Origin of the sequence: Pseudoflavonifractor phocaeensis (genome assembly GCF_021531815.1) — a bacterium.
GTDB classification, from domain to species: Bacteria; Bacillota; Clostridia; order Oscillospirales; family Oscillospiraceae; genus Lawsonibacter; species Lawsonibacter phocaeensis_A.
Window position 1 is genome coordinate 1 of record NZ_JADYUM010000030.1, and the last position, 11,354, is coordinate 11,354.

Genomic DNA, 11,354 nt, shown 5'->3' on the forward strand with positions numbered 1-11,354 from the left:
GTCGGGGCGGTGGGGGTCCACCACCGCCGCCGCGGGGGGCAGCTCCTCCTTGCAGGCGTGGTGGTCGGTGACCACCACATCCACCCCCAGTCCGTTGGCAAACCCCACCTCGTCCACGGCGGTGATGCCGCAGTCCACCGTGACGATCAGCGTGACCCCCTGTTCCGCCAGGGCGGCCACCGCCTCCCGGTTCAGGCCGTAGCCCTCCTCCAGGCGGCCGGGGATATAGGGGACCACCCGGCCCCCCATGCGGCGCAGGCACTGGGTCAGCAGGCAGGTGGAGGTGATGCCGTCCACGTCGTAATCCCCGTAGACCGCGATCATCTCTCCCCGCTCCAGGGCCAGCTTCACCCGGGCCGACGCCCGGTCCATATCTTTCAGCCCCATGGGGTCCAGCAGAGGCTCCTCCTCCGGCGTGAGCAGCTCCCGGGCCTGGTCCGGCGTCCGGACTCCCCGGGCAGACAGCACCGCCGCCAGCAGGGGCGGCGTCCCCGCTTCCTCCAGCAGCGCCCTGGCCTCCGGGCAGGGGGGCGCCACATTCCAGCTCTTATATTTCACGGACGTCCACCTCCCCAGCTCGGCCCCGCGCTCCCGGAAGGGTATACTGGGGCAGTATCAACTTTTCTAGTATACCATAACTGACGGGAATCCTTCAAGATAAAATCCACAGCCCCGCCTGTTTATTCCCGGTTTTTTCGGGCAGTTTTCCCCATTTGCGCGCCGGCGCAAAACCCGGCAGGCCGCCGGGGACGCCGCCCCCTGCAAATCAGCGGGGGCGCTACGCGCCCCACACGCGCGTTTCCCGCCATATCATCGGGGCGCGGGGCTTGTCCCCGCTGCAAAATCGTGATAAAATACCCGGCGAATCAACTGTGGTTTCACACATGTCTTTTGACGCAGAGGACTGAGACAATGAGAACTTACAACGCCGGACAATTTGACATTGCTGTGATCGGGGCGGGCCACTAAGGGACCCGGCGCAGCCGGGACGCGCCTTATGGCGCGTAAATGGTTTCCAAAGGAAACCATTTTGCCGCAGGTGCGATTCATTCGCACCGGAGGCTTTTCTATCACCTGCGGGACCCCGCGCGGCCCGCGCACACTGGCAGAGGACTGAGACGATGAGAACTTACAACGCCGGACAATTTGACATTGCTGTGATCGGGGCGGGCCACGCGGGCATTGAGGCCGCGTTGGCCGCCGCCCGGATGGGCCTTCGGACCCTGTGCTTCACGGTGAATCTGGACGCGGTGGGCAACATGCCCTGCAACCCCGCTATCGGCGGCACGGGCAAGGGCCACCTGGTCCGGGAGCTGGACGCCCTGGGGGGCGAGATGGGGAAGGCCGCGGACAAGGCCTGCATCCAATACCGCCTTCTGAACCGGAGCAAAGGCCCCGCCGTCTGGTCCCTCCGGGCCCAGGCGGACCGCCGTGCCTACCAGCAGGTGATGAAGCACACCCTGGAAAAGCAGGAGAACCTGTGGGTCAAGCAGGCGGAAGTGGTGGAGATCTTGACGGAAAACGGGGCCGTCTCCGGGGTGGTCACCCACACCGGAGCCCTCTACCGGGTGAAAGCCGCCGTGGTGGCCACAGGCACCTATCTGGGGGGCCGCACCATTGTGGGCGAGGTGGTCCGGGACTCCGGCCCCGACGGACTGGCCGCCGCCCTGCCTCTGACCCGCTGTCTGGTGGACCTGGGCCTTTCCATCCGCCGGTTCAAGACGGGCACGCCCCCCCGGGTCAACGCCCGCAGCGTAGATTTTTCCAAAATGGAGCTTCAGCCCGGGGACGAGGACGGCCTGCGCTTCTCCTTTCAGACGGAAGTTCCCCCGGAGAACCGGGCGGTGTGCTGGCTGACCTATACCAATGAAAAGACCCACCAGATCATCCGGGCCAACCTGGACCGCTCCCCCCTGTACGACGGCACCATCGAAGGGATCGGTCCCCGGTACTGCCCCTCCATCGAGACCAAGGTTGAGCGCTTCCCCGATAAGGAGCGCCACCAGCTGTTTATCGAGCCCATGGGGCTGAATACCGAGGAATTGTACATCCAGGGCTTTTCCTCCTCCCTCCCGGAGGAGGTGCAAATCCAGATGCTCCACACCATCCCCGGCCTGGAGCGGGCCGAAATGACCCGGTGCGCCTACGCCATCGAGTACGACTGCGTGGACCCCACCGAGCTGGAGGCCACCCTGGAGACCAAGAAAATTTCCGGCCTGTACGGGGCGGGCCAGTTCAACGGCTCCTCCGGCTATGAGGAGGCCGCCGTCCAGGGTTTCGTGGCCGGAGTCAACGCGGCGCTGAAGATCCTGGGAAAGCCGCCCCTGATCCTGCGCCGGGACCAGGGGTACATCGGGGTGCTCATCGACGACCTGGTGACCAAGGGCACCAACGAGCCCTACCGGATGATGACCTCCCGCACCGAGTACCGCCTGCTCCACCGCCAGGACAACGCCGACCAGCGGCTCACCCCCATCGGCTACGAATTGGGCCTCATTTCCCGGGAACAATACCACAAGGTGCTGGACAAGTACCGGGCGGTGGAACGGGAGGTCAAGCGCCTGGAGCACACCGGCACGCCGCCCACCCCGGCCCTGGCCGCCCTGCTGGAGGAGAAGGGGGAGCCCCCGGTGAAGGACGGGGCCCGGCTGGCCGACTTGATCCGCCGGCCCAGGATCACCTATGCGGAACTGGCCCCCTTCGACCCCGGCCGGCCGGACCTGCCCCCCGAGGTGGTACGGGAGGCGGAGATCACCCTGAAATACGCCGGCTATATCGGCCGGCAGCTGCGCCAGGTGGAGGAGATGAAGCGGCTGGAGGAGCGGGCCCTGCCCGCCGGTCTGGACTACCTGTCCCTCCACGGCATCCGCCTGGAGGCCCGGCAGAAGCTGGACGCCATCCGTCCCCGGAACCTGGGCCAGGCCAGCCGGGTGTCCGGGGTGTCCCCGGCGGACGTGGCGGTGCTCATGGTCTATCTGAAGCAGGAGGAACAGCGGTAAATTTTCTTTGTGGTCCCCGCCGCAAGGAGACTGCTCCGAACATCCCGCCGCGCGGGGCCGCGGCCGCTTGCCCCAGTCCTGCAAAACAACGCGCTCATCATGGGAGGCAATCAATGAAGCTGACACAAGTAGAGGGAAATACCTGGGTGGCCGAGGGCATGGAGCTGATCCCCTTTTACAAGGTGGATGACCGCCGCTGCGTCCTTCTGGACACGGGTCTGCTGTCCGAGCGGGAGGAGCTGGAGGAGGCTCTGCTGTCCGCCGGACTGACTCCGGCGGGCATCCTGTGCTCCCACGCCCACGTGGACCACTGCGCCAACAACGGCTACTTTCAGGAAAAGTACCACATCCCGGTAGCCCTCACCGCCCAGGAGGCGGGGATGTGCTCCGACATTCTCAACCTAAAGTGCTATTTTCTCCTGCTGTCCCCCGCAACGGTGGAGCGTGAGTCCTCCTGCATGGTCCATACCCCCGATGTGCTCATTCCCCCCGAAGACGGTCCCTTCTCCTTCGCCGGGGCGGAATTCCGGATCATCCACACCCCGGGCCACTCCGCGGGACACATCTGCACCGTCACGCCGGACCACGTGTGCTACACCGCCGACGCCATGCTCAGCGCGGAATACCTGAACGCCAAGCTGCCCTACAACCTGAGTCAGGCCGTGGCCGAAGCCAGCCGGGAAAAGCTGCGGGGGCTCGGCTGCCGCGCCTACATCATGGCCCACCGGGGGATATGCGGCCCCCTGGAGGTGGAGGAGCTGATCGACGGGAACCGGGCGCTGGTCCGCCGCCGGGCGGAGGAGATCCTCTCCCTGGTCACCCAGCCCATGACCGCCAGCCAGATCGTCCAGGCCACCTGTCAGCTGTACCAGCTTTTCACCCACAAGCCCCACCGGGCGCTGCGCTTCGAGCGGAACATCCGCTTTTTTATCGAGTACCTGACGGACACCGGGCGGCTGGAGGTGGTCTGCCGCCGTGGGACCGCTTTTTACGCTCCGGCGGCTCCAAAAGATTGCATATGATTTTTTCTTGCACCTACCGCTGGGGTATGTTACACTGTATACAGGTTGTGTCCTTTTCACGGCCGGGTAAATTTCAAACTATTTTTTGACCTTTTGAAATTTACATCCATAAAACAGAAGGGAGACCCTGACGGTTTCCTTTCCTATCTCCTGTCCTCCGGACCTTGAAGGCCAAGGTCTAACGGTGAAACGCCGTATTTTCCTATTTTGAAAGGAGCTCAAATCCGATGAAACAGGCTATTTCCACCTCCAACGCCCCCGCCGCCCTGGGCCCCTACTCCCAGGCCGTCCAGGTGGGCAATCTGCTGTTCCTCTCCGGCCAGGTGCCCATTGATCCCGCCACCGGGTCCGTGGTGGAGGGCGGCATCCAGGAGCAGGCCCACCAGTCCCTCACCAACCTGAAGGCCATCCTCAACGAGGCCGGCACCAACATGGGCGCTGTGGTCAAGACCACCGTCTTCCTCAAGAGCATGGACGACTTCGCCGCCATGAACGAGGTGTACGCCCAGTTCTTCCAGCAGCCCTATCCCGCCCGCTCCGCCGTCCAGGTGGCCAAGCTGCCCAAGGACGTGCTGGTGGAGATTGAGGCCATTGCCGTCCTGTAAGCCAGCGCCTATCTTGTACCCGCCGGCCCGGAGCGATACAATTTCCGGTGTTCCGGCGGGTTTTCCTTCTTTTCCGTGTATTTTTTCCGGAAAGGGCTTGCATTTGGTGCGGTTTTATGGTATCTTTTACTTTGCGTCCGGTCCCCGGGCGGATTTCAGATTTTTCGCCCTCAGGGCTTTGAAAGGAACGATGACTCGTATGAATATGGCGCTTACTGTGATCCAGGTGTTGCTGTCTCTGGCCCTGGTGGCGATCGTGATGCTCCAGTCCGGCAAGAGCGCCGGCCTCTCCGGTGCCATCTCCGGCGCCGCCGACACCTTCCTGTCCAAGAACAAGGCCAAGACCGTGGACGCCAAGCTGGCCAAGGCTACCAAGTGGGTCGCCATCCTGTGGGTGGTACTGACCGTGGTGCTGTGCGTCATCCAGTAATCTGTATTTGCTCCCAAACGCCCCCTGTCCGTGGACAGGGGGCGTTTTTTGTCCTCCCGCGCCCCGGCGTTCTCTCCCCGCAGCTTCTTCCCCTGTTGCAAGCCGCCCTATTTTATGGTATAAGTAACATATGTAACACCGCGCAGAGAGAGGTGGCACCGATGGAACTTACCCCGGAAAAACAGGCGCGTCTGGCCCATGTGGCCCGCCGCTATTATCTGGAGGACTGGAAGCAGATCGACATCGCCCATGAGCTGGGGGTGTCCCGCCCCCTGATCAGCCGGATGCTGACGGAAGCGCGGGAGCTTGGCGTGGTGGAGATCCTGGTGCATGAGCCCGGGGCTGGGAGCGCGCGCCTGCTGGACCGGCTGAGGCAGTTCAGCTCCATTCAGGGGGGCGTTCTGGTGGAGGACGGGGGAGACGACGACGCCACCAACCGGCTGCTCTCCCAGGGGGCCGTGGACGTGCTCCGGCAGATCGGCACCCGCAGCCTGGGGGTAGGTTGGGGATACCTGATCGGACAGCTGGTGACCTGGCTGGAGGAGAACCCCCAGCCGAACAGCTCCGTCACTGATATTTGCCCCCTGGTGGGCAACGCCAGCATCCCCGCCCGGAATTACCAGTCCAACGAAAACGTCCGGCTGATGGCCCAGCAGCTGGGCGCGGTCCCCCATTTTCTCTACCTCCCGGCCCTGCCGGACAATCTGGAGGAGAAGCAGCTGCTGTGCTCCACCGAGGTCTACCGCCAGATCTATCAGCAGTGGGAGGGGCTGGACACGGCGCTGGTCAATATCAGCAACTACCCCTCCAGCCCCGACTTCGCCTCCCTGGTCCGGTATGGCAGCCTCCTTCAGCAGCAGCACGCCTGCGGACGGATGCTGGTCTACTACTTCAACGAGGCGGGGACGGTGATCCAGTCGGAGCAGGATTTTGCCATCCAGATCCCCCTGGACACGCTGAAACGCTGCCCCAATATCATCGGCGTCTGCTCCGCCAACACCAGCACAAAGGCCCTGCGGGGGGCGCTCCGGTCCGGAGTCTTCACCCACATCGTGGCCCGGGCGTCGCTGGCGCAGACACTGTTCGGCCAGAATTAACATATGTAACTTCCCGTGCGAGATTTTCTCTCGCCGGGAAGTTATTTTTTGAGCATTTTAAATAAAATACTGAATATTAATCTATCAAATACAGAGAAAAGAACCAAGCCGCATTGATTTTTACCGCTCTTTGATGTAACATTTATGCACAGATGTAACAGTCAAACTGACAAATAAGAGGAGGTGAAACCCTATGACAAAAAGCGAATTCGCGGCGCGGCTGAAGCACGCCGGCGCGGCCGTCATCGCCGCCGAGGCGGAGCTCACCGCCATCGACTCCAAATTCGGCGACGCCGACCACGGCCTTACCATGACCAAGATCGCCAAAGCCATCACCGCCGCGGTGGAGGAGTCGGAGGGCGGCATCCAGTCCATGCTGGACGACGCCGCCATGGCGGTCATGTCCCTGAACGGCGGCAGCGCCGTCCCCCTGTGGAACACCTGGCTGGACGGCATGCAGGAGGAGGCCCCCGAGGGCGAGGAGATCGATGTGGCCGGACTCAAGGCCATCTTCGCCAAGGCCTTTGAGGAGATCGACGACATGTCCGGCGCCAAGGTGGGGGACAAGACCATGATGGACGCCCTGATCCCCGCCAGCGAGGCCATCGCCGCCTACGGCGGCTCCGGCCACGAGCCCGCCCAGGCGGGCTTCGTGGGCAAGGGCATGCTGGACGTCCAGGCGGTGGGGGACATCTTCGCCGCCCCCAACGGCCAGCTGGTCTTTGACGCCATGAAGCTGGCCGACAAGGGCCACGGCGTCCTGCTGCTGACTCTGAACTACGCCGGCGACCAGCTGGCGGGCAAGCAGGCCATGAAGCTGGCCAAGAAGGCCGGCCTCAACGTGCGCCAGGTGGTCACCGGCGAGGAGATCCAGTACGATCCCAACGGCGAGGACAACAAGCGCGGCCTGGCCGGCGCGGTGGCCCTGTACCACATCGCCGCCGCTGCCGCCCGGGAGGGCAAGACCCTGGACGAGGTGGCCGAGATCGCCCAGCACTACGCCGACAACATGGCCTCCATCACCGTCAAATCCACCGACGCCACCCATCCCCAGAACGGCATGTCCTTCGGCGACCTGGGGGAGACCGACCTGATGGAGATCGGCGCCGGCCAGCACGGCGAGGGCGGCGGCATCCGGGTGCCCATGGCCTCCTCCAAAGACACTGTGGACGCTGTGGCCGAGGCCCTGTGCAAGAATCTGGACCTAAAGGCCGGCGACAAGGCCTTTGTCATGATCAACGGCTGCGGCGCCACCACCATGATGGAGATGCTGGTGCTGTTCAAGGACACCGTGGAGTTCCTGAAGGCCAAGGGCGTGGAAGTGGTAGCCAACATGGTGGGCGAGATCCTCACGGTTCAGGAGGCCGGCGGCTTCCAGATGAACATCGCCAAGTGGGACGAGGAGACCCTCCGCCTGTGGAACACTCCCTGCCACACCCCCGCCTACAGCAAGGAGTAAGCCATGGCCGACAACATTGGAAACAAGGCGGCCCACGACTACCATCTGGACGTGCCGCCGGTGATGGATGGCTTCTACGTAAAGGGCGCCGCCCACTGTGACTGGGGCATGCAGAACCGCCTCTCCCGGCTGTTTGATCCCAAGTCGGGCAACACCGTCATGCTGGCCTTCGACCACGGCTACATCATGGGTCCCACCGCCGGGCTGGAGCGCATCGACCTGGTGATCCCGCCCCTGATCCCCTATGTCAACGTGCTTATGGGCACCAAGGGCGTTATCCGCTCCTGCATCTCTCCCGCCGCCCAGGTGGCCAAGTGCGTCCGCGTCACTTATGACTCCACCGTCCTCTATGACGACATGTCCAACGGCGGCGGCATCGCCTGCGACATTGAAAATGCCATCCGCATGAACGCCGACTGTATGGCGGTCCAGACCTTCATCGGCGCCCCTGGCGAGTCCCGCTCCCTGGAGTTGCTGGCCCGCACCGCCGACGCGGGCACCAAATACGGCATCCCCACCCTGGGCGTGGTGGCCGTGGGCAAGCAGATGGAGCGCACCGAAAAATTCTTCCAGCTGGCCACCCGGGTGCTGGCGGAGAACGGCGCCAACGTGGTGAAGAGCTACTACTGCGAGGGCTTTGAGCGGGTGGCCGCCGCCTGTCCGGTGCCCATCGTCATCGCCGGCGGCAAGAAGCTGCCCGAGCTGGAGGCCCTGGAGATGGCCTACCGGGCCATCGCTGAGGGTGCCCACGGCGTGGACATGGGCCGGAACATCTTCCAGTCCGACTGCCCCGCCGGCATGGCCGCCGCCATCGGCAAGGTGGTCCACGAGGGCTACACCGCCCAGCAGGCTCTGGAGGTCTACGAGACCATCAAAAACGGCTGACCGGACCGTCCCCGGCCCGGCATTCGAAAACAAACGGTATTGGAGGAAGCGTTATGTCCGCTGAGTATATGCATATCGGCATCCCTGTCACCAACCGCAAGCCCGGCATGGTCTACAACGAGGGGGCCAAGTTCTGGGTCAGCAACGTGGACGACTACGACTACAAGATCGAGTACCTGAAATTCGAGGAGGGCACCCCCTTCCCCGAGGAGATCCACCGCAACCCCCACGTGGCCTATAAGGTGGACGATCTGGAGAAGTACATCGCCGACGCCGACAGCGTCATCTGCGGCCCCATGCCCGCCAACGACAAGGGCGACCGCCTGGCCTTCGTGTGGAAGGACGGCGCCATTCTGGAGCTGTACCAGGAAGCCTGAGCCCTGAATAATGGGATCCCGCCCCAGCCGGGTAGGCCGGGGCGGGATTTTTTCACGGCGGGGGCAAGCCCCCGCCCTACCCAAAGCGGCTGGTCCGCCGCTCCGGTCCCGGCGGACGTGGCAAGCCGTTTCCTTGCGCGCTTGGTCCCCTCCCCGCCGTAAGGGCGGCCCCATGTGGCCGCCCGTGTCATACATCCAGACCAGCCCCGTAGGGCCCGATGCCCCACCGGGCCGCACCCCCGCCGCAGCAAAAAACGCCCCGTCCGGCCATAGGCCGGACGGGGCGTACCTGTTACATCTCGTGGCTGTTCAGCAGGGACTGCTTGATGTCCCACAGCTTCTGGGACAGGTCCACATAGTAGTTGTGGGGGTTTTCGAAGCGCTTGACCTCGTCCCACAGAGCGTCCACCTGCCGCTGGCAGTAGGCCCGACTGGTCTGGAGGTCGGGGACGTCATACACCAGCTCGCCCCCCTGGAAGATGGGCACCAGCAGCTCCTTGGCTTCGATGTCGGTAAACACCTTCCGCTTCCAGGTGGCGTCGGGGTCGAAGAGCTCCAGGGGCTGGTCGAAGTCGAACTCCTCGTCGTGGAGGCAGATCAGGTCGGCCTCCGCCTTGCCCGTGTCCTTGGAGAAGATGCGGTACACCTTCTTGAAGTGGGGAGTGGTGATCTTGGCGGGGTTCTCGCTGATCTTGATCTTGGGGATGATGTTGCCCTGGTCATCCTCGATGGCGGCCAGTTTGTACACGCCGCCGAACACCGGCTCAGACCGGGAGGTGATGAGCCGCTCGCCCACGCCGAAGGAGTCGATGCGGGCCCCCTGGCGGACCAGGTCCCGGATGATGTACTCATCCAGGGCGTTGGAGGCGAAGATCTTGCACTCGGTGAGGCCGGCCTCGTCCAGCATCTGGCGTGCCTTCTGGGACAGGTAGGTCAGGTCGCCGGAGTCCAGGCGGATGCCACACTTGGTGATGCCCTTGGGCAGGAGCACTTCCTTAAAAGCCCGGATGGCGTTGGGCACGCCGGACTTGAGCACGTTGTAGGTGTCCACCAGCAGGGTGGCGTTGGTGGGGTACAGCTCGCAGTAGGTCTTGAAGGCGGTGTACTCGTCGGGGAACATCTGGACCCAGGAGTGGGCCATGGTGCCGGTGGCAGGGGAGCCGTAGCGCTGGTCGGCCATGGTGCAGGCGGTGGCAGAGCAGCCGGCGATATAGCTGGCCCGGGCACCCAGCAGGGCGCCGTCGGCGCCCTGGGCCCGGCGGGAACCGAACTCCGCCACAGGGCGGCCCTCAGCGGCCCGGACGATGCGGTTGGACTTGGTGGCGATGAGGCTCTGGTGGTTCAGAGTCAGCAGGATGAAGGTCTCCACAAACTGGGCCTGAATGGCGGGGGCCCGGACGGTGAGCAGGGGCTCGCCGGGGAAGACCGGGGTGCCCTCGGGGACGGCCCAGATGTCGCCGGTGAACTTAAAGTTCCGCAGGAAGTCCAAAAACTCCTCGCTAAAGCAGCCCTTGGAGCGGAGGTAGGCGATGTCCTCCTCGTCAAACCGCAGGTCCTGGATATACTCCACCACCTGGGCCAGGCCGGCGGCCAGAGAGAAGCCGGCCTTGTCGGGCACGGAGCGGTAAAATACGTCGAAGTAGCAGATCCGGTCCTTCAGGCCGGTCTGAAAATAGCCGTTGGCCATGGTCAGCTCGTAAAAATCGCACAGCATGGTCAGGTTCGTTTTGGCCTTCATGGCAGGGAAGCCTCCTTAAAAAAAGAGGGTGACAAGACACCCCAGGTTGTCCCTATTATAATGCGCCCCGGGGAAAAAGGCAAGGAAAAGGCCAAAAAAAGCGGGAAAAGAATTGGCAGGCGGGGGAGTGAACGCCTCCGTTCCGGGGCATACTGGCTGTGCATCCATATTCTGCACCAAGGAGGCGCTGTTATGTCCGATCAGACCCAGGCTTTTCTCCACAGCCAGACTAAGGAAAACCTGATGCGGGCCTTTGCCGGGGAGAGCCAGGCCCGGAACCGCTACACCATCGCCGCCGGCATCGCCCACAAGGCGGGGCTGGCCGTCATCCAGGGGATCTTCCTGTTCACCGCCGAACAGGAGAAGTCCCACGCCAAGCAGTTCTACCGCCAGCTCCACGACCTGGGCGGCCAGACCATCCGGGTGGACGGGACCTACCCCGTGGACCTCTACTCGGACCTGCTGGACTACCTGCGGGCCGCCCAGCACAACGAGTACCAGGAGTGGGAGCACGACTACAAGCACTTTGCCGACACCGCCATGTCCGAGGGCTTCCCCCTGGTGGGCAAGCTCTTTGAAAACATCGCCAGGGTGGAGCAGACCCACGGAGACCGGTTCGGCCGGTTTGCCGACCTGCTGGAAAAGGAGCAGCTGTTCTGCTCGGAGGTGGAGGTCCAGTGGACCTGCCTGCACTGCGGCTGGGTGGTCACCTCCACCGCCGCCCCCGCCCAGTGCCCCGTCC

11 protein-coding genes are annotated in these 11,354 nt (G+C 63.8%); 9 read left to right on the top strand and 2 right to left on the bottom strand.

Translation table 11 applies throughout. From position 1 onward, the window contains the following. Window positions 1-558: DHH family phosphoesterase (locus I6E42_RS12285; protein ID WP_235372303.1), on the bottom strand; the 558-nt coding region annotated here is incomplete at its 3' end. A gap of 563 nt (window positions 559-1,121) precedes the next feature. Here I6E42_RS12285 and mnmG point away from each other — a divergent pair. From mnmG to I6E42_RS12325, 8 genes are all read left to right on the top strand, one after another. Then, the gene (gene mnmG / locus I6E42_RS12290) at window positions 1,122-2,999 is read left to right on the top strand and encodes a tRNA uridine-5-carboxymethylaminomethyl(34) synthesis enzyme MnmG (RefSeq protein WP_235372304.1); all 1,878 of its coding nucleotides are present in this window, start codon (window positions 1,122-1,124) and stop codon (window positions 2,997-2,999) included. Window positions 3,000-3,112: 113 nt separating this feature from the next. After that, the gene (locus I6E42_RS12295; protein ID WP_235372305.1) at window positions 3,113-4,021 is read left to right on the top strand and encodes an MBL fold metallo-hydrolase; all 909 of its coding nucleotides are present in this window, start codon (window positions 3,113-3,115) and stop codon (window positions 4,019-4,021) included. Window positions 4,022-4,248: 227 nt separating this feature from the next. Beyond that, window positions 4,249-4,626: a RidA family protein gene (locus tag I6E42_RS12300; protein ID WP_235372306.1), complete on the top strand. Its 378-nt coding sequence runs from the start codon at window positions 4,249-4,251 to the stop codon at window positions 4,624-4,626. Window positions 4,627-4,825: 199 nt separating this feature from the next. Then, complete coding sequence (secG, locus tag I6E42_RS12305) at window positions 4,826-5,056, top strand: preprotein translocase subunit SecG (RefSeq protein ID WP_235372307.1); 231 nt, start codon at window positions 4,826-4,828, stop codon at window positions 5,054-5,056. Between the two features lie 161 nt (window positions 5,057-5,217). Beyond that, a complete protein-coding gene (locus I6E42_RS12310) occupies window positions 5,218-6,153 on the top strand; it encodes a sugar-binding transcriptional regulator (protein WP_235372308.1) in 936 nt (311 codons plus the stop codon). A 193-nt stretch (window positions 6,154-6,346) separates the two neighbouring features. Beyond that, the gene (locus tag I6E42_RS12315; RefSeq protein WP_235372309.1) at window positions 6,347-7,612 is read left to right on the top strand and encodes a dihydroxyacetone kinase subunit DhaK; all 1,266 of its coding nucleotides are present in this window, start codon (window positions 6,347-6,349) and stop codon (window positions 7,610-7,612) included. A gap of 3 nt (window positions 7,613-7,615) precedes the next feature. Beyond that, window positions 7,616-8,497, top strand: a complete 882-nt coding sequence (gene lsrF, locus I6E42_RS12320) for a 3-hydroxy-5-phosphonooxypentane-2,4-dione thiolase (protein WP_235372310.1) — start codon at window positions 7,616-7,618, stop codon at window positions 8,495-8,497. 53 nt (window positions 8,498-8,550) lie between these two features. Beyond that, entirely contained in the window at window positions 8,551-8,874 is a 324-nt protein-coding gene (locus I6E42_RS12325; RefSeq protein WP_235372311.1) for a VOC family protein, read from the top strand. Between the two features lie 292 nt (window positions 8,875-9,166). Here I6E42_RS12325 and I6E42_RS12330 read toward each other — a convergent pair whose 3' ends face one another. Beyond that, the gene (locus I6E42_RS12330) at window positions 9,167-10,612 is read right to left on the bottom strand and encodes a nicotinate phosphoribosyltransferase (RefSeq protein WP_235372312.1); all 1,446 of its coding nucleotides are present in this window, start codon (window positions 10,610-10,612) and stop codon (window positions 9,167-9,169) included. A gap of 192 nt (window positions 10,613-10,804) precedes the next feature. Here I6E42_RS12330 and I6E42_RS12335 point away from each other — a divergent pair. Next, on the top strand, window positions 10,805-11,354 hold a 550-nt coding region (locus I6E42_RS12335; protein WP_235372313.1), incomplete at its 3' end, for a rubrerythrin family protein.

Coding starts and splice junctions, on each gene's coding strand:
- mnmG (WP_235372304.1), top strand. CDS start 1,122: ATGAGAACTTACAACGCCGGACAATTTGACATTGCTGTGATCGGGGCG.
- I6E42_RS12295 (WP_235372305.1), top strand. CDS start 3,113: ATGAAGCTGACACAAGTAGAGGGAAATACCTGGGTGGCCGAGGGCATG.
- I6E42_RS12300 (WP_235372306.1), top strand. CDS start 4,249: ATGAAACAGGCTATTTCCACCTCCAACGCCCCCGCCGCCCTGGGCCCC.
- secG (WP_235372307.1), top strand. CDS start 4,826: ATGAATATGGCGCTTACTGTGATCCAGGTGTTGCTGTCTCTGGCCCTG.
- I6E42_RS12310 (WP_235372308.1), top strand. CDS start 5,218: ATGGAACTTACCCCGGAAAAACAGGCGCGTCTGGCCCATGTGGCCCGC.
- I6E42_RS12315 (WP_235372309.1), top strand. CDS start 6,347: ATGACAAAAAGCGAATTCGCGGCGCGGCTGAAGCACGCCGGCGCGGCC.
- lsrF (WP_235372310.1), top strand. CDS start 7,616: ATGGCCGACAACATTGGAAACAAGGCGGCCCACGACTACCATCTGGAC.
- I6E42_RS12325 (WP_235372311.1), top strand. CDS start 8,551: ATGTCCGCTGAGTATATGCATATCGGCATCCCTGTCACCAACCGCAAG.
- I6E42_RS12330 (WP_235372312.1), bottom strand. CDS start 10,612: ATGAAGGCCAAAACGAACCTGACCATGCTGTGCGATTTTTACGAGCTG.